We start from the raw sequence: 22,545 nt of genomic DNA on the forward strand, positions 1-22,545 counted from the left end.
ACGGAAGGCCCCGGCGTCAGCAGATCGAATAGGCGTGGGCCCAGAAGGTGCGGTTGGGGATCGGGTCGTCGGTCCGCGTCTCGCGCAGGTAGCGGCCGCCCAGAAGATAGGCTTCGGTTTCGCCATGCGCGGGGCAGGGCCAGGTCGCGGCGGCGCCGGTCTGCCACTGGATGTGGTGGATCAGCTCGTGGAGCACGATCTCGCGGAAGATCGGGTTCTCGGCCGGGTCCTCCCAGTGCTCGGCGTCCGTGACGTACTCGGGTGAGAGGACGTAGATCGTGCCGTGGGCGCCGTCCTCGGCCGAGTAGAGCGCGAGGAGGCGGTCGTCCACGCCGTCCGAAGGCAGGAGCTGCGGCGCGGCCGAGTAGTATTCGCGCGTCAGGTCCGGGGGGCGCATGAGGACGAGGGTGGGGCGGGGCAGGTCGGCGGTCTCGTAGTCGGTCTCGGCCTCGATCCAGGCCAGGAGGGCGTCGAGGAGCAGGTCCATGGGGGGTTCCATCGCAGGCAGCTTGGCGGAACTACGACCAAGGTCGGTGTTTCGTCCCCACCGAGGGCAAAAATTTTGACGAGACTGTTCTGAATTTGGATACAATCGCCGCCGGGGGGTCGTGTGATGGACCTGGGTGGCGTTGTTCTGGACGAAAGGGGAAACCTGCGGAACGCGGCGGGGGCCCCGGTGCCGCTGCGGGCGCAGTCGCTGAAGGTCCTGCTGGTGCTGGCCGGGCGGCCGGGCCAGGTGGTGAGCAAGGACGAGATCTTCGCGGCCGTCTGGGGCGCGGTCCATGTCACCGACGACAGCCTGACCCAGTGCGTGGCCGATATCCGCCGCGCCATCGGCGACCGGGGGCACAGGGTGGTCCAGACGGTGCCCAAGCGCGGCTACCGGCTGGTGCCGCCCAGCGTTCCCGATCCCGAGCCGCTCCAGCCGCCTCCCGCGCCGGAGGCGGCCCCGGTCGTCGCCGCGTCGGCCCCGAAGCGGGCCCGCCCGGCGTGGATCGGAGGGGCGGCTCTGGCGGCGCTGGTGGCGGTCGGGACACTGGGCTGGTCCTGGGGCGGTCGCGGCGGCACGCTGCCCACGCTGGCCGTGATGCCCTTCGAGGACCTGTCGGGCGACCCGCGCTGGGAGCGGCTGGGGCGTGGGATCGCGGCGGACCTGGCCGCCGACCTGTCGCGGGGCGGCAACGTCGTGGTCGCCGCGCCCGAGGCCGAGGCGCGCTACCGCCTGGACGGCACGCTGACGGCCGAAGCGGGTGCGCTGCGCATCGTGGCCCGCCTGACGGACGAGGCCGAGGGGCGGGTGCTGTGGTCGGATCGGTGGACGGGTCCGGCCGAGAGCGTCTTCGCCGTGCAGGACGAGATCCTGCGCCGGGTGGGCGGGCAGATGGACGGGACCTGGACCGGGCTGATCGCGCGGGCGGAGATGGTGGGCGGGGGGACGCGCGACCTGGGGGCCTACGAGCTGTACCTCAGGGGCGCGGAGGCCAAGCACCGCTTCACCCCGGAAGGCTATGTCGAGGCCGTGGGCCATTTCCGGCAGGCGATCGCCGCCGATCCGGGCTTCGTGAAGGCTCATGTCTCGCTGGCCATCGTGCTCATGTTCCAGGTCCTGGGCGCCCCCACCGAGGCCGAGGCGCGGGCGCTGCTCGACGAGGCGCGGGTGGCCGCCGAGCGGGCGGTGGCGCTCGACCCCGAGGACCCGGACGCCCTGGTGCAGCTTGCCTCGGCGCGCGTGGGGCAGGGGCGGCGGGCCGAGGCGCGGGCGGCGCTGGAGCGGGCGGTGGAGCTGGCGCCCAACAACCCCGACGTGCTGACCGTCGCCGCCTGGACCTACCCCTGGGCGGACGGGCCGGGGCTCGACTGGGCGCGGCGGGCGATGGAGCTGCATCCCGCTCCGCCGGGCTACTTCCAGGTCGGGCTCGCGCTCGCGGCGCTGCTCGCGGGCGAGCTGGAGCTGGCGCGGAGGGCCGCCCGCGCCGCGCCCCCCGTCCCCGAGGCCCTGGCCGTCCGGGGCGCGGCCGAGGCGCTGGCGGGCGACCTCGTGGCGAGCCGGGCGGCCTTTGCGGACTTCGCCGCGCAGACCAGCTTCCGCCGGCTGGGGCTCTATTACGGCACGCCGGATTTCGTGGCCGACCCGGCCTGGGCGCCGTTCGTGGAAGGCGCGCGGCGCGCGGGGGTCCTTTCGGGCCGAAGGGGGCTGGCCTGGAACTAGGACCCGACCTGCCAGTGGAGCGGGAAGCCCGGATCGAAGACGGTCACGGGGCCCTCGTCGGTGGCGACGGCGGCGGGCGGAGACCAGGGCTCGCCCCGGACGAGCGTGATCCGCTCCTCGTTGGGAGGCAGGCCGTAGAAGCGCGGGCCGTTGAGCGAGGCGAAGGCTTCGAGCTGGTCGAGCGCCTCGGCGGCCTCGAAGACCTCGGCCAGGATGGACATCGTCACCGGCGCGGTGAAGCAGCCCGCGCAGCCGCAGGGCTGGAGCTTGGCCGCGTCGAGGTGCGGCGCGGAGTCGGTGCCCAGGAAGAAGCGCCTGTCGCCCGACACGGCCGCCTGCACCAGCGCGATGCGGTGCGTCTCGCGCTTGGCGACGGGAAGGCAGTAGTAGTGCGGCCGGATGCCCCCCGCGAGGATGGCGTTGCGGTTGATGACGAGGTGGTGGGTGGTGATCGTCGCCGCCACGTTCTTGGGCTGGTCGCGCACGAAGTCCACGCCGTCCTGGGTGGTGACGTGTTCGAGCACGAGGCGCAGGTCGGGGATGCGGCGGCGGAGGGGCTTGAGCACCCGGTCGATGAACACCGCCTCGCGGTCGAAGATGTCGACCTCGGAGTCCGTCACCTCGCCGTGCAGGCAGAGCGGCATCCCGATCTCGGCCATGCGCTCCAGCACCGGGCGCACCTTGTCGAGATCGCGGACGCCGGCGTGGCTGTTGGTCGTGGCGCCCGCCGGATAGAGCTTCACCGCATGGGCGACGCCCGACAGGAAGGCATGGGCCACGTCGTCGGGGTCGGTCGCCTCGGTGAGATAGAGCGTCATCAGCGGCTCGAACCGCAGGCCTTCGGGCAGCGCGGCGAGGATGCGGTCGCGGTAGGCGGCGGCCTGCGCGGCGGTGACCACCGGGGGCACGAGGTTCGGCATGACGATGGCGCGGGCGAAGTCGCGCGCCGTGTGCGGCAGCACGGCCCGGAGCATGGCCCCATCGCGCAGGTGCAGGTGCCAGTCGTCGGGGCGGCGGAGGGTGAGGCGGGTCCAGGAGCGGTGCGGCATGATGGGTTCGGGCCTAGCACGAGGCGGGGAAAGGGACCAGATGGGGCGATCCTGCCGCCACGCCGCCACGGAAGGGCCGTTAGGCCGCGGGCGGCGTCTGCGGCATGATGGGGCCGAATCCCCCTGCGATGGGTGCCCCCGTGATGCGCGTGCTTTCGGCCCTGGCCGCCCTTCTCGTTCCCGCCGCCCCGGCGGCGGCGGACTGCCTCGGGGGCGATCATCTGGGGCGCGGCGTGGTCGTGACCTTCGAGAACGGCGACCGCACCACCCTGCGGCGCCTGGCCGATGGGGCCATCGAGGTCGAGGAGCGGCGCGCGGGCGAGGGAGCGGCGATGCGCTACCGGTCGGCCTTTGGCGTCTACTTCTTCGAGGAGGTGGAGCTGGACGAGGACGGGGCGCCCGTGCCCGGCACGCGGCTCGAGGTGCTCTATCCGCAGGACCCGCTGACCCTGCCGCCACCCGCGCCCGGGATCGTCTGGTCGGGACGCACCACCAACCGCTTCGCCGACGGGCAGGAGCGCGCCGAGATCGCCACCGTCCGCTTCCTCGAAGGAGAGCCGCTGGAGATCGGGGGCTGCTCCTACCGGACGGTCGCGGCCGAGCTGCGCTACGACTGGGGCAAGGCCGGGGGGCTGACGTTGCGCTACGATTACCTGATCGACCTGGGGGCCGCGGTGATCCGCTCGAACCGGTTCGACGGGAGCGCGCTGCGGGAGACGCGTCCGGTGCGGCTGGCGCCGGCGCGGAAATAGGGCGGGGACCACAGCCGGGGGGAGGACGCGTGGCCGGGGACGGGAACGAGGAACAGGCGGGGATCTGGAACGGCGACGTGGGGCAGCGCTGGCTCCAGTACGGCACGGCGCTGGAGGCGATGCTGGCCGAGGTCTCGGCCCGGCTTCTGGCGCAGGCCGGGCTCGGGCCGGGGATGCAGGTGCTGGAGGTGGGCTGCGGCGCCGGGGCGCTGGCGCTGCAGATCGGGCGGCGGGTCGGGCCGCGGGGCTTCGTGCTGGGGCTCGACATCTCGGAGCCGCTGCTGGCCGAGGCCGAGGCGCGGCGGCGCGTGGCGGGGCTGCCGCAGGTGGGCTTCCAGCTTGAGGACGCGCAGGACGCGCGGCTGCCGCCCGGGACCTTCGACCTCGTGATGTCGCAGTTCGGGGCGATGTTCTTCGCGGACCCGGTCGCAGCCTTCGCCAACCTGCGCGGCGCGCTCAGGCACGGGGGACGGGTCCTGCTGATGGGCTGGGGGCCGGTGGGGCAGAATCCCTTCTTCGCGCTCGCCCGCGCGGCGGCGGTGCGGCAGCTGGGGCCGCCCGAGGCCACGGGGCCGGAGGACGCGCCGGGGCCCTTCGCCTTCGCCGACCGGGCGCGGGTCGAGGCGCGGCTCGCGCACGCGGGCTTCGAGGAGGTGGGCTCCGAGGCGCTGCCGGTGGACCTCTGGCCTCCGGGCGGGCCGGCCGAGGCGGCGGTGCTGGCGACCGGCCTGGGGCCGGCGGCGGCGCGCCTGCGCGAAGCGGGCGCGGGCGAGGAGGAGCGCGCGGCGATCCGGGCCGAGCTGGAGGCCGCCTACGCGCCCTTCGCGACCGCGCGGGGGCTGCGGGTGCCGGCCCTCGTCCACGTCTTCGAGGCCCGGCGGTAGGGGGTCACTGGAAGGCCTGGAGCCCGGTCTGGGCGCGGCCCAGGATGAGGGCGTGGACGTCGTGCGTGCCCTCGTAGGTGTTGACCGTCTCCAGGTTGATCATGTGGCGCATGACCGGGAAGGCGTCCGAGATGCCGTTGCCGCCCAGCATGTCCCGCGCGGCGCGGGCCACGTCGAGCGCCTTGCCGCAATTGTTGCGCTTCATGAGGGAGATGCCTTCGGGGCTGGCGGTGCCGGCCTCCAGCATCCGGCCGAGGGCGAGGGCGCCCTGGAGGCCCAGCGCGATCTCGGTCTGCATGTCCGCGAGCTTCTTTTGGAAGAGCTGGTTAGCGGCGAGCGGCTTGCCGAACTGCTTGCGGTCGAGCCCATAGGCGCGCGCCGTGTGCCAGCAGGACTCCGCCGCGCCCATCACGCCCCACGAGATGCCGTAGCGCGCGCGGTTGAGGCAGCCGAAGGGGCCCTTGAGCCCTTCGACGTTCGGAAGAAGGGCGGATTCGGGCACCTCCACGTCCTCCATCACGATCATGCCGGTGACGGAGGCGCGCAGGGACAGCTTGCCACCGATCTTGGGGGCGGACAGGCCCTTGGCGCCCTTGTCCAGCACGAAGCCGCGGATCTTGCCGCCATGCGCCTCGGACTTGGCCCAGACGACGAAGACGTCGGCGAGGGGAGCGTTGGAGATCCAGGTCTTGGAGCCGTTGAGAAGGTAGCCGCCCTCGGTCTTGCGCGCGACCGTGCGCATCCCGGCGGGGTCGGACCCGGCGTCGGGCTCGGTCAGGCCGAAGCAGCCGATGAGGGTGCCGGCGGCGAGGCCGGGGAGGTACTTCGCGTGATGCTCGGGCGAGCCGTAGGCATGGATCGGATACATCACGAGGCTGGACTGCACGGACATCATGGAGCGGTAGCCCGAGTCGACCCGCTCCACCTCGCGCGCGACGAGCCCGTAGGAGACGTAGCCCGCTCCCAGGCCGCCGTGCTCCTCGGGGATGGTGACGCCCAGGAGCCCGGCCTCGCCCATCTCGTGGAAGATGCCGGGGTCGGCGGTCTCCTCGTGGTAGGCCTGCTGGACGCGGGGGGCGAGGCGCTGTTCCGCGAACTGCCGCGCGGCGTCGCGGAGCATCCGCTCGTCCTCGGAGAGCTGGTCCTCCAGCCGCAGGGGGTCGGCCCAGTCGAAGGAGGAAAGGCCGGGCCCGTGGCCCGCCGCCTCGGTCGGGGGGGCGATGCGCGTGGTCTCGTTCATGGGCGTCTCCTCCGTCCTGCGGGCGCAAGGTAGGGCGGCGCGTCGCGAGGCGCAATGGCGGGGCGGCGGTCGGGTATTCCCCACCTGACAGGCGTCACGGAAAAGCCGAAAAGCCGTGGCATTCCAGCATTTAGCGTTCTGCACCCGCATCGTTCGGAGATTGTCATGAAGGTTCTTTTCGCTGCCGCCGCCCTGTCCGTCCTGGCCGCCGCGCCGGCCCTGGCCTGCCCCAACTGGGAGGCCAGTCCCTCCTTCGGCCAGATCGACCTCTCGGCGGGGTTCATGCCCGACCCCTATGTGCGCAACATCACCGCCGGGGGGCGCTACGACCTGGCCGGGTGCTTCGGGTCCAACGGCTGGGGCGGGTCGGTCGCGTCCAAGCCCGACTTCGACCTCTACTGGTCGGGCAACTCGTCGGCGCTGACGATCTCGGTCAACTCGGGGTCGGACACGGTGCTGCTCATCAACGCGCCGGACGGCGAGTGGTACTACAGCGACGACCCGGCAGCGATCACGTTCCGCAGCCCGCAGCAGGGGCTCTACGACATCTGGATCGGCTCCTACGGCGGCCACAGCGGCATCCCCGGCCAGCTCGTCATCACGGAGCGCTGAGGTGCCGGCCTCCGCGGCCGGCTCTGCCCCGGGGTTATGGCCTGCGGGGCGGATGTTATTGCCTAACCTCCGGGCGGAAACCAGATCCGCCAGCATGCGTTGATCGCGGACCCCGCGCCCGCCCCGTCCGGGGGACGGGCGCCGTCCGCCGGAGGAAATACCGATGACGTCACGACCCATCCGCGCCACCACGGCGCTGGTCGCCACGCTGGCGCTGCTGGTGCCGCAAGGCGGCCTCGTCTCCGAGGCCCAGGCGCAGGAAACGGTGCGGCTGTGCCGCGACCAGTCCGAGCCCCCCTGTCCGGACGGCGAGCCCCGCCGCGGCAGCCGCTTCATCGTGAACGAGGATGGCAGCCTCAGCCGCGCCAACGGTGGCGGCGGCGAGGAGGGGCGCGCCCGGGAGGGAGGCGGCGGCGAGGGGGAGCGCGCCCGGGAGGAGGGCGGCGGCGAGGGCCGCGAAGAGGAGCGCCGGGCCCGTCGCGAGGAGCGCCGGGCCGAGGAGCAGGCGCGCGAGGAAGAGCGCCGGGCCGAGGAGCAGGCCCGCGAAGAGGAGCGCCGGTCCGAGGAGCGCACCCGCGAGGAGCGGCGCGCGGCCGAGGAGCAGGAGCGCGAAGAGGGCCGCCGGGCCGAGGAGCGGGCCCGCGAGGAGGAGCGCGCGGCGGAAGAAGAGGCTCGGGCGCAGGCCGAGGCCGAAGAGGAAGCGCGGCGGCAGGCCGAAGAGGAGGCGCGGGCCGAGGAGGAATCGCGGGCCGCCGCGGAGGCCGAGGAGCAGGCCCGCGCGGAGGCCGAGGAAGAGGCTCGGGCCGAGGAAGAGGCGCGTGCCCAGGCCGAAGCCGAAGCCGAGGAGGAGGCCCGCGCGGCTGCGGAGGCCGAAGAGGAGGCCCGTGCCGAGGAAGAGGCGCGGGCCCAGGCCGAAGCCGAAGCCGAGGAGGAGGCCCGCGCAGCTGCGGAGGCTGAAGAGCAGGCCCGTGCCGAGGAAGAGGCGCGTGCCCAGGCCGAAGACGAGGCCCGCGCCGAAGCCGAAGCCGAGGCGCAGGCCGAGGAAGGAACCCGGGCCCAGCGCCGCGAGGAGCGCCGCGCCCGCGCCCGCGCCGAGCGCGAGGCCGCGCAGGAGGCTCTGGCCGAGGAGGAGGCGCGCGCCCGCGCCGAGGCAGAGGCGGAGGCCGAGGCCGACACGGAGGCCCGCGCCGCCCGCCGGGCCGAGGCCCGCGCTCGCGCCCGCGCCGAGGCCGACGCCGAGGCGGCCGCCGCTCTGGAGGATGCCGCTCAGCGGGAGGCCGAAGCCATCGAGGCCCGCGAGGCGGCCGAGGCGGAGCTGGAGGAGACGCGCCAGCGGCTCGAGGCGGCGCTGGCCGCCGAGGCGGGCGCTGCCGAGGAGGAGGCCAACGTCGAGGAGCTGAGCATCGGCGAGGCGGATGTCCGCACCGCGACCGAGGACTTCGCCACCGACGTGAGCGGCGACGACGAGGACGACGGTGGCCTGAGCACCCTGGAGCGCGCGCTCCTTCTGGGGCTGGGCGCCGCGGCGGTGGGCTCGTTCCTCAACAACGGCGACGAGGTGGTGACGAACTCGGGCGACCGGGTGGTGACGCGCAATCCGACCACGGGCGGCTACGACGTCTACCGCAACGACGACGCGATCCTCTACCAGCCGGGCTCGGACGTGCGGACCGAGACCTTCTCGGACGGGTCCACCCGGACCTTCGTGGACCGCGGCGACGGCACGCAGGTCGTGACCATCCGGGACGCGAACGGGGTCGTCCTGCGCCGGGCGCGGGTGCTGCCCGACGGCACTCAGGTCCCGCTGATCGACGACCTGCGCGAGGTCCCGCCCGTGGACGTGCGGGCGCTGATCGACGAGGCCCCCGCGCCGGTGGTGGTGGAATCGGCCGGGCTCGACGTGGCCGAGCTGCGGGCGCTGCTGGAGGAGGAGCCGGAATACGACCCCGGCCGCGACTTCTCGCTGCGGCAGGTGCGCGAGATCTCGGCGGTGCGGAACCTGATGCCGGCCGTGGACCTGGAGGTGAACTTCCCCAGCGGATCGGCGGCCATTCCGGGGACGCAGCTGTCGAACCTCGTGGAGATGGGCATCCTGATCGAGGACGCGCTGGACGAGAATCCCGGCGAGGTCTTCCTGATCGAGGGCCACACCGACGCGGTGGGCGGCGACGCGCTCAACCTCGCTCTGTCGGACCGGCGGGCCGAGTCGGTCGCGCTGGCGCTGACCGAGAACTTCGATATCCCGCCCGAGAACCTGGTGGTGCAGGGCTACGGCGAGGAGTTCCTGAAGGTGCGGACCGAGTCCGACGAGGAGGAGAACCGCCGCGCCACGATCCGCCGGATCACGCCGCTGCTGGACGTGGCCTCGGCCGAGTAGGGCCGCGGAGCGAGGGACGGGAAGGGGGGTCGCGGTCGCGGCCCCCCTTCGTCGTCGCGGCGCCGTGTCCGGCCCGGAGGCGGGGCCTTTTCAGGGCGCCGCCGCATGCTTATGTTGCGGTTTCCACCAGGAGGCGTGCCCATGTTCTCGATCCCCGGCAAGCAGGCCGTGAGCCTGACCCCCGCCGCCGCGCGGCAGATCGCCCGGATGATGACCAAGGACGGACGGTCCGGGCTGCGCGTCGGCGTCAAGAAGGGCGGCTGCGCCGGCATGGAATACACGATGGAATGGGCCGACAGCGTCAACCCGCTCGACGAGGTGGTGGAGCAGGACGGCGCGCGCGTGATGATCGCCCCCATGGCCCAGATGTTCCTGATCGGCACCGAGATCGACTACGAGACCTCGCTGCTGGAGGCGGGCTTCAAGTTCCGCAACCCCAACGTCGTGGACGCCTGCGGCTGCGGCGAGTCGGTGAAGTTCGCGGAACCCGCCGTCCGCTAGGACCCTTTCCGGGGGCCGGGCGGCTTGATAGGTCTCCTCCGGCCAACAGGAGGGACAGGGATGCGCCGCAGGCTTGCCGCCGGGAACTGGAAGATGAACGGGACGGCCGCGAGCCTGTCCGAGGTCGAGGCCCTGCTGGACGCGCATGTGTCCCCCAGCGTCGAGATCCTGCTCTGCCCGCCCGCCACGCTCATCTCGGCCATGGCGGCGGTCAAGGGGCAGCATCCGCTGATGATCGGTGGGCAGGACTGCCACGCCGAGGCCAAGGGCGCGCATACCGGCGACATCGCGGCGGCGCAGCTGGCCGACGCGGGCGCGACGCATGTCATCGTCGGCCATTCCGAGCGGCGCACCAATCACGGCGAGACCGACGAGACGGTCGCGGCCAAGGCGCGCGCGGCGCACGGGGCGGGCCTCGTGGCGGTGATCTGCCTGGGCGAGACGCTGGAGGAGCGCGAAGGAGGCCGCACGCTGGAGGTCGTGGGGCGCCAGCTCGACGCGAGCGTGCCGGACGGCGCCACGGGGCAGAACACCGTCATCGCCTACGAGCCCGTCTGGGCCATCGGCACGGGCCTCACGCCCACGAACGGGCAGATCGGCGAGGTCCACGAATTCCTGCGCTCGCGCCTGTCGGCCCGGTTCGGGGCGGAGGCGGCGCATGTCCGGTTGCTCTACGGCGGCTCGGTCAAGCCTTCGAACGCCGCCGAGATCTTCGGCATCCCCGACGTGGACGGGGCGCTGGTGGGCGGCGCGAGCCTGAAGGCCGCCGACTTCTCGCCCATCATCGAGGCGCTGGAGCAACTGGCGGACGTGGAGCTGCCCTGATGCTGCGCCTGGCGCAGTCGCCCACCGACCCCGCCTTCGTCCAGGACCCTTATCCCTTCTACGACCAAGCACGGGCGGGCGGGGACCTGTTCTGGTGGGAGGACTACGGGCTGGCCTGCGCCATCTCGCACCGGGCGGTGTCGGCGCTGCTGCGCGACCGGCGGCTGGGGCGCGAGGCGCCCGAGGGCTTCGCGCCGGACTTCCCCGAGCACACGCGGCCCTTCTACGACATCGAGGCCCATTCGATGCTGGAGCTGGAGCCGCCGCGGCACACGCGCCTGCGGGGGCTGGTGCTGCGCGCCTTCACCTCGCGCCGCATCGCCGCGATGGGGCCGGAGATCGCGGCGCTCTGCGACCGGCTGATCGACAGCTTCCCCTCGGGGCCCTTCGACCTCCTGGACTCCTATGGGCGGATCATCCCCGTGGTGGTGATCGCACGCCTTCTGGGCGTGCCCGAGGAGCGGGCCGACGACCTGCTGCGCTGGTCCAACGCCATGGTCGCCATGTATCAGGCCCGGCGCACCCGCGAGGTGGAGGAGGCGGCCGTCGAGGCCGCGCTCGCCTTCCGCGCCTTCGTCGAGGAGACGATCGCCGCGCGGCGGTCGCGGCCCGGGGACGACCTGCTCACGCATCTCATCGCCGCCGAGGAGGGGGGCGAGAGGCTGTCCACCGACGAGCTGGTGACGACCTGCATCCTGCTCCTGAACGCCGGGCACGAGGCCACGGTGCACACGATGGGCAACGGGGCCAAGACGCTGCTGGAGCATGAGGTTCGGGACATAACCGACGGCGCGGTCGAGGAGATCCTGCGCTTCGACCCGCCGCTGCACATGTTCACGCGCTGGGTCTACGAGGACGTGGAGCTTTACGGACACCGCTTCGCGCGCGGGGACCGGGTGGCGCTGCTCCTGGGCGCGGCGAACCGCGATCCCGCGGCCTATTCCGACCCGCACCGGTTCGACCCGCGCCGCGAGGGACCTGCGAACGTCGCCTTCGGCGGCGGCATCCACTTCTGCGTGGGCGCGCCGCTCGCGCGGCTGGAGCTGGTGATCGGGCTGGGGCGGCTGTTCGAGCGCTGTCCCGGCCTGCGGCTTGCGGAGCCGCCGCGCTATGGGGACGTGTATCATTTCCATGGGCTCGAACGGCTGATGGTGGAGGCGTAAGGCGTGGTCATGCGAGAAGGCTCGCAGGATGGGGTTAACGAAGTCTGACAGCACCGAACGGTCGTACCACTGAGAAGTTAACACCGCATCGGCGCGGAAACGGCGGCTTCAGAGCGGCAGAGCCACCGTGCTCTTGATCTCTTCCATGGAGAGCAGGGCAGTGACGTTGTAGATGCGGACCTCGGAGATGAGCGCCTGATAGAAGGTGTCGTAGGCGCGGGCGTTCCTCACGCGCACCTTCAGGATGTAGTCGATGTCCCCGGCCAGGCGGTGGGCCTCCTGCACCTCCGGCCGCGCGCGGAGGGCGGCCAGGAACTTCCGCTGCCAGTCGGCCTCGTGCTCGCTGGTGCGGATCAGAACAAAGAAGGTGGCCTCGAAGCCCAGGGCCTCGGCGTCGAGGAGGACCGTGTTGGCCTTGATGATCCCGGCCTCGCGCATCCGGCGGATGCGGTTCCAGACGGGGGTCTTGGACGAGCCCACGGCGCGGGCGATCTCGTCGAGCGAGCGGCCCGAGTCGGCCTGCAGTTCGGCAAGGATTTTCCTGTCCGTCTCGTCGGGGCGGAACGTCATCCCGGACCTGTCCTTCCTGCGGAACGCCCGTCCAGAACCGGGCCATAGGGCGAACATACGTCCTTATCTGCGTCGGGCAATGGCGGGAAACCGGGACAAAGTTCTATATCTGCACGACAGGCAAGGCGCCTGGGACGGAGTCGGCGGATGCAGCATTTTCCGATCTTCATGGCGGTCAAGGGACGGCGGATCGTGGTCGCGGGCGGCGGTGAGACCGCCTTGGCCAAACTGCGCCTGCTGCTCAAGACCGAGGCGCGGCTGACCGTGATCGCGCCTGCGCCCGAGGCCGAGGTCGAGCGGCTGGCCGCCGAGGGGCGCGTGATGCTGCTGCGGCGCGCCTTCGAGCCGGGCGACGCCCTTTGCGCCGTGCTGGCCTATGCCGCCACCGACGGCGACGCCGAGGACGCCCGCGTGGCGCGGCTCGCCCGCGCGGACGGGGCGCTGGTGAACATCGTCGACAACCTGGAGGATTCGGCCTTCATCACGCCCGCGATCGTGGACCGCGATCCCGTGGTGGTGGCCATCGGCACCGAGGGCGCGGCCCCGGTGCTGGCGCGGGCCATCAAGGCCGACCTCGAGGCGCGGCTGCCGTCGTCGCTGGGGTTCCTGACGCGCATCGGCAAGACCTTTCGCCATGCGGCCGAGCGGCTGCCCTTCGGCCGCAAGCGGCGCGAGTTCTGGGCGGACTACTACGACCGCGTGGGCCCGCAGGCCTTTGCCAAGGGGGGCGAGGAGGCCGTCGCCCCGGCGCTGGCCCGGCTGCTGGCCGACCATCTGGAGGAGGCCCCGAAGAAGGGGCACGTGGACTTCGTGGGCTCGGGCCCCGGCGACCCGGACCTGCTGACCGTGCGGGCGCGGCGGGCGCTGGACCGGGCCGACGTGGTGATCCACGACCGGTTGGTGACGCCCGCGATCCTCGACCTCGCGCGGCGCGAGGCGCTCATCATCGACGCGGGCAAGGAGGGCTTCGGCGCCTCTACCCCGCAGGCCGAGATCGACGCCATGCTGGTGAGGCACGCCAAGAAGGGCCGCCATGTCGTGCGGCTGAAGGCGGGCGACCCGACCGTGTTCGGGCGGCTCGACGAGGAGATCGAGGCGGTCGAGGCGGCCGGCATCTCCTTCGCCATCGTGCCGGGGATCACGGCGGCCTCGGCGGCCGTCGCGGCCATCGGGCAGAGCCTGACGAAGCGGGGGCGCAACGCCTCGGTCCGGCTGCTGACGGGGCACGACGTGAAGGGCTTCGCCGACCACGACTGGAAGGCGCTGGCGCGCCCCGGCGAGGTCGCGGCGATCTACATGGGCAAGAAGGCCGCCCGCTTCGTGCAGGGACGGCTGCTCATGCATGGCTGTCCGCCCGAGACGCCCGTCACCGTCGTCGAGAACGCCTCGCGCGCGGACCAGCGCATCCTTTCGACCACGGTGGCCGAGATGGAGCCCGCGATGACCGAGGCGGCGCTTGACGGCCCCGCCCTGACCTTTATCGGTCTGGCGCCCCGCGCGGCGCAGGCCGCTGTCCGCACCTTCGCCCAAGAGGCCATCCCATGAGCCGTCGTTTCACACCCAAGGTCGTTTCGGCCAACCACCTGATCGAAGGCGATGCCGTCTGGCTGACCGAGGACGATCGCTGGACCCGCGACATCGCCCAAGCCGAGCTGATCGAGGACGAGGCCGTGGCGCAGCTCCGGCTCCTGTTCGCCAAGAGCCAGCCGGCGGTCGTCGTCGGGCCCGATCTCGTGGACGCCGTCAAGGGCGCCGATGGCGGGCCGGTGCCCACGCATTTCCGCGAGGCCTTCCGCACCCACGGCCCGACCAACTACCTCCATGGCAAGCGCGCCGAGGGCCTGACGCCCCGCGGCAAGATCCCCGGCAACGAGACGCTCTCCAATGTATAAGTACAACGAATTCGACGAGGCCTTCGTCCGCGAGCGCGTGCGCCAGTTCCGCACCCAAGTGGAGCGCCGCATCGACGGCTCGCTCACCGAGGAGGAGTTCCGGCCGCTGCGGCTGATGAACGGGCTCTACCTCCAGCTTCACGCCTACATGCTGCGGGTGGCGATCCCCTACGGGACGCTGAACCCCGACCAGATGCGGCAGCTCGCCATGATCGCCGAGCGGTGGGACCGGGGCTACGGCCACTTCACCACGCGGCAGAACATCCAGTTCAACTGGCCGCGCCTCAAGGACGTGCCGGACATTCTCGACGCGCTGGCGGATGTGGGGATGCACGCGATCCAGACGTCGGGCAACTGCGTGCGGAACGTGACCGCCGACCATTTCGCGGCCGCCGCGGCCGACGAGATCGCGGACCCGCGCCCGGTGGCCGAGCTTCTGCGCGAGTGGTCCACCGACCACCCCGAGTTCCAGTTCCTGCCCCGCAAGTTCAAGATCGCCATTACCGGGTCGCCCAACGACCGGGCGGTGACGCGCGCCCACGACATCGGCCTGCGCATGGTCCGCAACGAGGCCGGGGAGCCCGGCTTCGAGGTGCTGGTGGGCGGGGGCTTGGGCCGCACGCCGATGCTGGCGCAGGTGATCCGGGACTTCCTGCCCAAGGCGGACCTGCTGCCCTACATCGAGGCGATCCTGGGGGCCTACAACCTCAAGGGCCGGCGCGACAACAAGTACAAGGCGCGCATCAAGATCACCGTCTTCGAGAACGGGCTCGACGCCTTCAAGGCCGACGTGGAGGAGCGCTTCGCGCGGCTGCGGTCGCAGTGGACCGGCGCCGACCAGGAGATCCTGGCCGAGATCGAGGCGCAGTTCGCGCCCCCCGCCTTCCGCAACGCCCCCGTGGACGCGTACGAGGCCTTCCGCGCCGGGAACGGCGTGTTCCGCGCCTGGACGGACGTGAACCTCCATCCCCACAAGGTGGACGGCTACGCCATCGTCTCGATCTCGCTCAAGAAGCACGGGGCGACGCCGGGCGACGCGACGGCTGACCAGATGCGCGTGATGGCGGACCTCGCCGAGCGCTATGGCCACGGAGAGCTGCGCATCTCGCACGAGCAGAACGTGATCCTGCCGCATGTCCACAAGTCGGACCTGCCGGCGGTCTGGGCGGCGCTGCGCGAGGCCGAGCTCGCCACGGCGAACATCGGGCTCGTGAGCGACATCATCGCCTGCCCGGGGATGGACTACTGCGCCCTGGCGACGGCGCGGTCGATCCCCATCGCCCAGCAGATCGCCACGCGCTTCGAGGAGCTGAAGGTCGAGCACGAGGTGGGGCCGCTCAAGATCAAGATCTCGGGCTGCATCAACGCCTGCGGGCACCACCACGTGGGCCACATCGGCATCCTGGGCCTCGACCGCGCGGGGGTGGAGAACTACCAGGTCACGCTCGGCGGCGACGGCACGGAAACGGCTGCCATCGGCGAGAAGATGGGCCCTGGCTTCCCGGCCGAGGAGATCGTCGGCGCGGTGGAACGGCTGGTGCTGGGCTACCTGGAGGTCCGGCGCGACGCCGAGGAAACGTTCCTGGAGGCGTTCCGCCGCCTGGGGCCCGAGCCCTTCAAGGGCTTCCTGTACGGGACAGAGGAAACGGCGGATGCGGCCTGAACCCATCGCGGCGGCGGATGCCGTGCCGGTGAGCGGCCATGGGCTGAGTCCCGTGGCCGAGCGCGTGGCCGAGCTGAACGCCCGTTACAAGCATCACTCGGCCACCGACGTGATGCAGCATGCCATGACCGACCCCCAGGTGGGGCGGCTGGCGCTCGTGTCCTCGTTCGGGGCCGAGTCGGTGGTGCTGCTGCACATCGCGGCGGTGAAGAACCGGCACGTCCCGGTCCTGTTCATCGACACCGAGATGCTGTTCGCCGAGACGCTGGCCTACCAGCTCGAACTGACCGAGCGGCTGCGTCTCACGAACGTGCAGGTCATCAAGGCGGCCTCCGCCGAGGTCGCGGCCAAGGACCCTTGGGGCCTCCTGCACAAGGGGAACCCCGACGCCTGCTGCGACCTGCGCAAGACCGTGCCGCTGCAGACCGCGCTTTTGGGCTATGACGCCTGGATCACGGGGCGCAAGCGGTACCAGGGCAAGACGCGGGCCGCGCTCGACTTCTTCGAGAACGAGGGCGACATGCGCATCAAGGTCAACCCGCTCGCCCATTGGACGAGCGAGGATCTGAAGGACTACATGGCCGAGAACCGCCTGCCGCGCCACCCGCTGGTGGCCAAGGGCTATCCGTCCATCGGCTGCGCGCCCTGCACCACGCCCGTCAAGGAGGGCGAGGACCCGCGCGCGGGCCGCTGGCGGAACCAGGGCAAGGACGAATGCGGCATCCACGTCGTGGACGGAAAGGTCGCGCGCGGCCCCGTCGCGGCCAGCGGAGGATTTTAGGCATGGCCATCATCGTGACCGACACCGGCTTCGCGGTCGACGACTTTCCGGGCGTGATCCGTCCCCTGGCCGAACTGGGCGAGATCCAGGAGGGCGACGGGGTCGAGATCGGCCCCGCCGACGACCCGCGTGCGCTTGTGGGCGTTCTGGGGCAGGTGGCGCTGGTGCGCGTCCGCTTCCCGGCCTTCAACGACGGGCGGGGCTTTTCCCACGCCCGCGACCTGCGGAGCTTCGGCTTTCACGGGCGGCTGCGCGCCGTGGGCCACGTGCTGGCGGACCAGTACGCCATGGCCCGTCGCGTGGGCTTCGACGAGGTCGAGATCGACGAAGGCTTGGCCGCCCGCCAGCCCGAGGGCCAGTGGCTGAGCCGCGCGAACTGGCGCGACCACTACTACCAGGGGCGCCTGCGCGCCTGAGCCGCATTCCCCTGCGGCACCATTTCCTTACATGAGGCGCTCGACAGCGAGCGAGGACCGATGACCGAGCAGACCCCCGTCAAGGACAAGGCCGCCACCGCCGTGACCCTGCCCGACGCGCAGACCGTCACCAGCGTGCGGCACTACACCGACCGCCTGTTCGCCTTCCGCTGCACGCGGCCCCAGTCGCTGCGCTTCCGCTCGGGCGAGTTCGTGATGATCGGCCTCATGGGCGACAACGGGCGGCCCCTGCTGCGCGCCTATTCCATCGCCTCGCCTTCCTGGGACGAGGAGCTGGAGTTCTACTCGATCAAGGTGCCGGACGGCCCTCTGACCTCCAAGCTCCAGCACGTGCAGCCGGGCGACCAGATCATCCTGCGGCCCAAGCCTGTGGGCACGCTGGTGCATGATGCGCTACTGCCGGGCAAGCGGCTGTGGATGTTCTCGACCGGGACGGGCTTCGCGCCCTTCGCCTCGCTCCTGCGCGACCCCGAGACCTGGGAGAAGTACGACGAGGTCGTCATCACCCACACCTGCCGCGAGGTGGCCGAGCTGACCTACGGCCGCGAGATCGTCGAGGCGCTGCGCGACGACGAGCTGATCGGCGAGCTGGTCGAGGGCAAGCTGAAGTATTACCCGACGACGACCCGCGAGGAGTCGCCCAAGATGGGGCGCATCACTACGCTGATCGAGAGCGGGGAGGTCTTTGCCGACTTGGGGATCCCGCCGCTCGACCCGGCGGTGGACCGGGCGATGGTCTGCGGAAGCCTCGCCTTCAATCTCGACATCAAGGCGCTGCTGGAGAAGGCGGGCCTGCGCGAAGGTGCGAACAGCGACCCCGCCGAGTTCGTGGTCGAGAAGGCCTTCGTCGGCGACGGCGTCTGACGCCCGCTTTGATAGGACGCAGGTGAAGGGCGCATAAGCCGGTCATGCGCCTTTCGTCGTTGCGGACCCTGCATCTGACGGCTGATCTCGAGACCAGACCACGGGGGCGGTGGAGGGCGACCCCTTTGGTGGGTCGCGCCTCATGCGCTTCCCCTATGGTTCCCTTATCTGGAGTCCGACCTTTTAGGTTGCCGACCGGCGGCTTGCCGTGGCGCCGGGCCGGCATGGGCAGTTCTGCCTATAAATCTGGGCCACGCGCGGCACGCCTCTTGTACATGGGAGCCACCCTTCATCGAGATGATGGGGGACTGTCGCTGTCTGACGGTCGATGCCGGGGACGAAGGGCGCTCACCTTCTGGGCGGGGCCGAGGGCCCAGGCATCCGGCGCGGTCTGCCGCTGGACGTCGCCGCCACGCAGATGGCGCGGGCCTGCGGGCCGCACGGATCGAGCGCCGAGTACCGGCACAACGCCGTGCGCTCGCTGGAGGAGCACGGCATCTGGAGCCGAAACCTGTAGCTCCAGCGGCTGGTGGCCGTAAAGATCGACCGGTTGCACGCCGTGCCCGCCTGACGGGGCGGTACCGTTCGATCGCCTTCTGGCCGGTCTCCGCCGCGTCGGCGGAAGTCGCCTGCCTCTGGGGAGGCCATGCTCTGTGGGATGCACAGGGTCGAGGACCTCGATGAACCGGCATCGAGGTCCTCTAAGGTATGCGCGCCCGAAGGCGTCAGTCGGTGGCCGGGTCGGCCACGGCCGGACCAGGATCGGCGCCCTCCGTCGTGGGCGCGCGCACGGCGGGACCGGCATCGCCCGCGGTCGCTCCGCCCTCGGCTTCGTTGGCCAGAAGGCCCGAGTCGTCCGTGGCCTCCTCGGTGGCGCCCGTCTGGGCGCTGGCCGCGTCCTCGGCCGCTTCGGCGGCCGCGCCGTCCTGGGCCTCGGCGTCATCGAGAGCGCCGCCGGTGCCCACGGCCTCGGGAGCGTTGTCGTTGGTCGTGTCGAGACCCGGAGGGGTCTGGCCGGGGTCGGCGCTCCCCTCCTGCGTGGTGCCGGGCTCGGCCGGGACGGGCGCCGCTTCCGGGTCGGTGCCGATCAGCCCTTCCTGCTCCTCGGAGTCCGCGGTGATTCCGGTCGCGCCCGCGCCCTGCGTCTCCTCCTCGGTCGAGACGGCCCCTACGCCGGTGTCGGGCTCCTCGTCGGCGGGACCTTCCTCGGCCGGCACCGTCTCGGAGGTGTCCGCCGCCCCTTCCTCGGCGGCCTCCGCTTCCTCCCCGGTCGCCTCGTTGCCCACGTCGGCGCCCGCCGTCGCGGCCGTGCCGGCGCCGGTCTCGTCCGCGGCACCCTCCTGGGCGGGGTTCGTGACCTCGGCCTCGTCGCCGGGCACGGCGGCGCTGTCGGTCGCGGTCTCGCCGGTCGGCTGCGTCGAGCTGGGCACCTCGCCCACCTCCACGTCGCCGGCGCTGGTGTACATGTAGGCGACCACCGCAGCGGCGATCACCACGACGATGGCAATGATCCGTGTCATCCGTTTGTCCTTCACCTCGCGGGGACCGGCGGCCCCCGGCCTTGGGCGGAGATATGTCACGGATCCGTGTGGCGGCAACGGCGGTCGCGGGGGCGTGAGAGAGGCGCGCGGGCTTGAAGGCACGGCCCATTTTCACTATGTTCCGGCGCGCATTCCCTGTCACTGCCGAAGGACCAGAGCCATAGGACGCAGACCCCACAACGCACCGCCGGTGCGCGAGACCGGCCCCCGGATCAACGAGCGCCTCCTGCGCGGCGGTGACATCCGCCTGATCGGGGCCAACGGCGAGAATCTTGGCGTCACGTCGCCCGAGCGGGCGCTGTCGCTGGCCGAGGATGCCGGGCTCGACCTTGTCGAGATCTCGCCCACGGCGAACCCGCCGGTCTGCAAGATCATGGACTTCGGCAAGTTCAAGTACGAGACCCAGAAGAAAGAGGCCGAGGCCCGGAAGAACCAGAAGGTCATCGAGATCAAGGAGGTCAAGTTCCGGCCCGGCACCGACACGCACGACTATGACGTGAAGATGCGGTCGGTGTTCAAGTTCCTGGAGGAGGGCGACAAGGTGAAGGTCACCCTGCGCTTCCGTGGCCGCGAGATGGCGCACCAGGACCTGGGCAAGGCGCTGCTGGACCGCGTGGCCGAGGACGTGAAGGCGGCGGGCAAGATCGAATCGATGCCCCGCCTGGAAGGCCGCCAGATGGTCATGATGATCGGCCCCGTGAAGTAGGGCCGACCGCATTCCCGAGAGACTGGCCCGGATACCCGTCCGGGCCTTTTTCGTTCATGAGGGCCGGCCGGCAACGCCGCGCCAGCGTCCCGGCCGCGCCGGAAACCGGGCCAGCCTGTCAGGGCTGCCGCTTGCCGGGGTTTTCGAGGCCGAGAACGGTCGCCGCGGGACCTTACATGAAGCCCAGTTCGAGCCGCGCCTCGTCCGACATCATCTCCATGCCCCACTGGGGCTCGAAGGTCATCTGGACATCGACCTGCTTCACGCCCGGGATGGCGTTGACCGCGTCGGCGACCCAGCCCGGCATCTCGCCCGCCACGGGGCAGCCGGGGGCCGTCAGCGTCATCACGATGTTCACGGCGCTCTCGGCGTCGATCTGGATCGTGTAGACGAGGCCCAGGTCGTAGATGTTCACCGGAATCTCGGGGTCGAAGACGGTGCGGCAGGCCTCGACCACGCTGTCATAGAGCGGATGGTCGATGGTGGACGGCGCGATGAGCGGCGTGCCTTCGAGCTTGGCTTCGGCGATCGACATGCGAGGCTCCCGGCTGAAATCCCGACCGATCATATAAGGAATCGGTCCCGGGCGGTAAAGGGGACCGGCCGGGCATTCAGTCGCAGGCCCGCGCCTCGCCCCGGTCGATCAGGTTGCGGGCGGGAATCCGCACGAAGTCGTCGCCGTGGCGCCAGTCGCGCAGGAAGAGTCGCGCGACCCGGGGCGGGTAGTAGGCGGCCATGGTGCGCGAGACGGCCTCGAACTGCGCCTCCGACATCCGCCAGCCCCAGGGAAAGCGGGGGCCGTGGAAGCCCAGCACCGCGTCGGGCTCGAAGCAGGCGGTCGAAAGGCCCAGGTACATCGTGCAGGCCGACAGGCATTCGCCGGAGACGCGCTTCTCTTCGCCTCGCGCCTCCAGCGCGCCGATCTCGATGACGCGCAGCGCGACCGAGCCGCCGGGGTCGCGGGCGGGCTCGTCGGTCGCAGCGGCGCAGGCGGCCAGAAGAGCAAGGGCGGATAGGCGGATCATGCCGGCAGACTGGCCGAGCTTGCCGTCCGCTTCAACGCACGCCCGCGCGAGGCCGCGCGCCGGGCGGGTTCCCCCCGCCTCCGCGCTCGGATAGGGAAGCCCGTCAGGAGGCGCAGACCATGGCCACAGGCTTTTCCTTCACTCTGAACGCGACCGACGGGCGGGCCCGGACGGGCGTCATTTCGACGCCCCGGGGCGAGATCCGCACCCCGGCCTTCATGCCGGTGGGCACCGCCGCAACGGTCAAGGCCATGCTGCCCGAAAGCGTGCGCGCCACGGGGGCTGACATCCTCCTGGGCAACACCTACCACCTCATGCTGCGGCCCGGGGCCGAGCGGGTCGCGCGGCTGGGCGGCCTGCACAAGTTCATGAACTGGGAGCGGCCGATCCTGACGGATTCGGGCGGCTTTCAGGTGATGTCGCTGTCGTCTCTCCGCAAGATGACCGAGGAGGGCGTGACCTTCTCCTCGCACATCGACGGCTCCAAGCACGCGCTCACGCCCGAGCGGAGCATGGAGATCCAGAAGCTCCTGGGCTCGGACATCGTCATGGCCTTCGATGAATGCACGCCCTTCCCGGCGACCGGGGAGGTCTCCCTGGCCTCCATGCAGCGGTCGATGCGCTGGGCGCAGCGGTCGCGCGACGCCTTCGGGGACCGGCCGGGGCACGCGCTCTTCGGTATCCAGCAGGGCAGCGTCTTTCCCGAGCAGCGCGCGGAATCGGCCGAGGCGCTGAAAGCCATCGGCTTCGACGGCTACGCCGTGGGCGGCCTCGCGGTCGGCGAGGGGCAGGAGAAGATGTTCGAGGTGCTGGACTACGCACCCGGGATGCTGCCCGAGGACCGTCCGCGTTACCTGATGGGCGTGGGCAAGCCCGACGACATCGTGGGGGCCGTCAAGCGCGGCATCGACATGATGGACTGCGTGCTGCCCACGCGGTCGGGGCGCACGGGGCAGGCCTGGACGCGGCGGGGGCAGGTGAACCTGCGCAACGCCCGCCACGCCGAGGACACGCGCCCGCTGGACGAGGCCTGCACCTGCCCGGCCTGCCGCAGCTATTCGCGCGCCTACCTGCACCATGTCGTGCGCGCGGACGAGATGATCGCGGGGATGCTGCTCACCTGGCACAACCTGCATTATTTCCAGGAGATCATGGCCGGCATGCGCGCGGCCATCGCGGCAGGGCGCTTCGCCGAATGGGAGACGGGCTTCCACACCCTTCGGGCCGAGGGGGACATCGAGCCCGTCTAAGGGCTCTCCGGGGGTGTTGCGCGAAACGCCGGACCACCGCGCGGTGGTGTCAGGTTTCGTTAACTTCCCGCTGGCAGCCTTGTCGCAGAGTGGCCGGAGAAGGGAGATCGCCATGAGGTGCCGACAGCGTGATCGGGGGGCCAGCCGTCCCCGGCCTGCCGGGGCGGGCAGGTTGACACCCCCGGCCCAAGTCACCAACTATGC

At 71.5% G+C, this 22,545-nt stretch carries 24 protein-coding genes; 17 read left to right on the forward strand and 7 right to left on the reverse strand.

The genetic code is table 11. The features are described 5' to 3' along the window. Positions 1–16 precede the first annotated feature (16 nt). Positions 17–487 (reverse strand): hypothetical protein, encoded by a 471-nt coding sequence (locus FHG71_RS04690; RefSeq protein WP_139080460.1) that lies wholly within the window; start codon positions 485–487, stop codon positions 17–19. A gap of 126 nt (positions 488–613) precedes the next feature. Here FHG71_RS04690 and FHG71_RS04695 point away from each other — a divergent pair, with 126 nt between their 5' ends. After that, positions 614–2,209 carry a winged helix-turn-helix domain-containing protein gene (locus tag FHG71_RS04695; RefSeq protein ID WP_139080461.1) on the forward strand — a complete coding sequence of 532 codons (1,596 nt, stop codon included), beginning with the start codon at positions 614–616 and terminating at the stop codon, positions 2,207–2,209. On the opposite strand, the gene pyrC is transcribed toward FHG71_RS04695, so the two are convergent. Beyond that, complete coding sequence (gene pyrC / locus FHG71_RS04700; RefSeq protein ID WP_139080462.1) at positions 2,206–3,258, reverse strand: dihydroorotase; 1,053 nt, start codon at positions 3,256–3,258, stop codon at positions 2,206–2,208. The genes FHG71_RS04695 and pyrC overlap by 4 nt on opposite strands. A 143-nt stretch (positions 3,259–3,401) precedes the next feature. Between pyrC and FHG71_RS23420 the strand changes: the two genes are divergently transcribed. Both FHG71_RS23420 and FHG71_RS23425 read left to right on the forward strand, forming a co-directional pair. Then, on the forward strand, positions 3,402–4,010 hold the full coding sequence (locus FHG71_RS23420) for a hypothetical protein (protein ID WP_218014035.1): 609 nt from the start codon (positions 3,402–3,404) through the stop codon (positions 4,008–4,010). Positions 4,011–4,039: 29 nt separating this feature from the next. Beyond that, positions 4,040–4,894, forward strand: a complete 855-nt coding sequence (locus FHG71_RS23425) for a class I SAM-dependent methyltransferase (protein ID WP_176559291.1) — start codon at positions 4,040–4,042, stop codon at positions 4,892–4,894. A 4-nt stretch (positions 4,895–4,898) separates the two neighbouring features. Here FHG71_RS23425 and FHG71_RS04710 read toward each other — a convergent pair whose 3' ends face one another. Continuing rightward, positions 4,899–6,134, reverse strand: a complete 1,236-nt coding sequence (locus FHG71_RS04710; RefSeq protein ID WP_139080464.1) for an acyl-CoA dehydrogenase — start codon at positions 6,132–6,134, stop codon at positions 4,899–4,901. 165 nt (positions 6,135–6,299) lie between these two features. Here FHG71_RS04710 and FHG71_RS04715 point away from each other — a divergent pair, with 165 nt between their 5' ends. From FHG71_RS04715 to FHG71_RS04735, 5 genes are all read left to right on the forward strand, one after another. Beyond that, complete coding sequence (locus FHG71_RS04715; RefSeq protein ID WP_139080465.1) at positions 6,300–6,746, forward strand: peptidase S1; 447 nt, start codon at positions 6,300–6,302, stop codon at positions 6,744–6,746. A 163-nt stretch (positions 6,747–6,909) separates the two neighbouring features. Further along, positions 6,910–9,123, forward strand: a complete 2,214-nt coding sequence (locus tag FHG71_RS04720) for an OmpA family protein (RefSeq protein WP_139080466.1) — start codon at positions 6,910–6,912, stop codon at positions 9,121–9,123. Between the two features lie 141 nt (positions 9,124–9,264). Beyond that, complete coding sequence (locus tag FHG71_RS04725) at positions 9,265–9,624, forward strand: HesB/IscA family protein (protein WP_139080467.1); 360 nt, start codon at positions 9,265–9,267, stop codon at positions 9,622–9,624. 60 nt (positions 9,625–9,684) lie between these two features. Further along, complete coding sequence (gene tpiA / locus FHG71_RS04730; protein WP_139080468.1) at positions 9,685–10,449, forward strand: triose-phosphate isomerase; 765 nt, start codon at positions 9,685–9,687, stop codon at positions 10,447–10,449. Then, complete coding sequence (locus tag FHG71_RS04735) at positions 10,449–11,612, forward strand: cytochrome P450 (RefSeq protein WP_139080469.1); 1,164 nt, start codon at positions 10,449–10,451, stop codon at positions 11,610–11,612. Before tpiA ends, FHG71_RS04735 begins: the two co-directional genes overlap by 1 nt. Before the next feature lie 108 nt (positions 11,613–11,720). Here the strand turns inward: FHG71_RS04735 and FHG71_RS04740 are convergent, their stop codons facing one another. Further along, positions 11,721–12,182 carry an Lrp/AsnC family transcriptional regulator gene (locus FHG71_RS04740; protein WP_139080470.1) on the reverse strand — a complete coding sequence of 154 codons (462 nt, stop codon included), beginning with the start codon at positions 12,180–12,182 and terminating at the stop codon, positions 11,721–11,723. Positions 12,183–12,329: 147 nt separating this feature from the next. On the opposite strand from FHG71_RS04740, the gene cysG reads away from it, so the two are divergent. The 7 genes from cysG (at position 12,330) to FHG71_RS23430 (ending at position 18,336) form a co-directional block, all read left to right on the forward strand. Beyond that, positions 12,330–13,727 (forward strand): siroheme synthase CysG, encoded by a 1,398-nt coding sequence (gene cysG, locus FHG71_RS04745; RefSeq protein ID WP_139080471.1) that lies wholly within the window; start codon positions 12,330–12,332, stop codon positions 13,725–13,727. Then, complete coding sequence (locus FHG71_RS04750; RefSeq protein WP_139080472.1) at positions 13,724–14,074, forward strand: DUF2849 domain-containing protein; 351 nt, start codon at positions 13,724–13,726, stop codon at positions 14,072–14,074. The genes cysG and FHG71_RS04750 overlap by 4 nt, the downstream gene beginning before the upstream one ends. Next, entirely contained in the window at positions 14,067–15,737 is a 1,671-nt protein-coding gene (locus FHG71_RS04755; protein ID WP_139080473.1) for a nitrite/sulfite reductase, read from the forward strand. The genes FHG71_RS04750 and FHG71_RS04755 overlap by 8 nt, the downstream gene beginning before the upstream one ends. Continuing rightward, the gene (locus FHG71_RS04760) at positions 15,727–16,518 is read left to right on the forward strand and encodes a phosphoadenylyl-sulfate reductase (RefSeq protein ID WP_139080474.1); all 792 of its coding nucleotides are present in this window, start codon (positions 15,727–15,729) and stop codon (positions 16,516–16,518) included. The genes FHG71_RS04755 and FHG71_RS04760 overlap by 11 nt, the downstream gene beginning before the upstream one ends. 2 nt (positions 16,519–16,520) lie before the next feature. After that, on the forward strand, positions 16,521–16,934 hold the full coding sequence (locus tag FHG71_RS04765; protein ID WP_139080475.1) for a DUF934 domain-containing protein: 414 nt from the start codon (positions 16,521–16,523) through the stop codon (positions 16,932–16,934). A 60-nt stretch (positions 16,935–16,994) separates the two neighbouring features. After that, entirely contained in the window at positions 16,995–17,819 is an 825-nt protein-coding gene (locus tag FHG71_RS04770; RefSeq protein ID WP_139080476.1) for a ferredoxin--NADP reductase, read from the forward strand. A 328-nt stretch (positions 17,820–18,147) separates the two neighbouring features. Further along, on the forward strand, positions 18,148–18,336 hold the full coding sequence (locus FHG71_RS23430) for a hypothetical protein (protein WP_176559292.1): 189 nt from the start codon (positions 18,148–18,150) through the stop codon (positions 18,334–18,336). A gap of 208 nt (positions 18,337–18,544) precedes the next feature. Here FHG71_RS23430 and FHG71_RS04780 read toward each other — a convergent pair whose 3' ends face one another. Then, positions 18,545–19,339, reverse strand: a complete 795-nt coding sequence (locus FHG71_RS04780; protein ID WP_139080477.1) for a hypothetical protein — start codon at positions 19,337–19,339, stop codon at positions 18,545–18,547. Positions 19,340–19,550: 211 nt separating this feature from the next. On the opposite strand from FHG71_RS04780, the gene infC reads away from it, so the two are divergent. Continuing rightward, positions 19,551–20,066, forward strand: a complete 516-nt coding sequence (infC, locus tag FHG71_RS04785; protein WP_246045341.1) for a translation initiation factor IF-3 — start codon at positions 19,551–19,553, stop codon at positions 20,064–20,066. Positions 20,067–20,238: 172 nt separating this feature from the next. On the opposite strand, the gene FHG71_RS04790 is transcribed toward infC, so the two are convergent. After that, positions 20,239–20,601, reverse strand: a complete 363-nt coding sequence (locus FHG71_RS04790) for an SUF system Fe-S cluster assembly protein (RefSeq protein ID WP_139080479.1) — start codon at positions 20,599–20,601, stop codon at positions 20,239–20,241. A 76-nt stretch (positions 20,602–20,677) separates the two neighbouring features. Continuing rightward, positions 20,678–21,091, reverse strand: coding sequence for a hypothetical protein (locus FHG71_RS04795; protein ID WP_139080480.1), 414 nt, complete (start codon positions 21,089–21,091; stop codon positions 20,678–20,680). A gap of 119 nt (positions 21,092–21,210) precedes the next feature. Here FHG71_RS04795 and tgt point away from each other — a divergent pair, with 119 nt between their 5' ends. Continuing rightward, positions 21,211–22,341, forward strand: a complete 1,131-nt coding sequence (tgt, locus tag FHG71_RS04800; protein ID WP_139080481.1) for a tRNA guanosine(34) transglycosylase Tgt — start codon at positions 21,211–21,213, stop codon at positions 22,339–22,341. Positions 22,342–22,545 lie beyond the last annotated feature (204 nt).

The organism is Rubellimicrobium roseum, from assembly GCF_006152145.1.
Taxonomy (GTDB): domain Bacteria; phylum Pseudomonadota; class Alphaproteobacteria; order Rhodobacterales; family Rhodobacteraceae; genus Rubellimicrobium; species Rubellimicrobium roseum.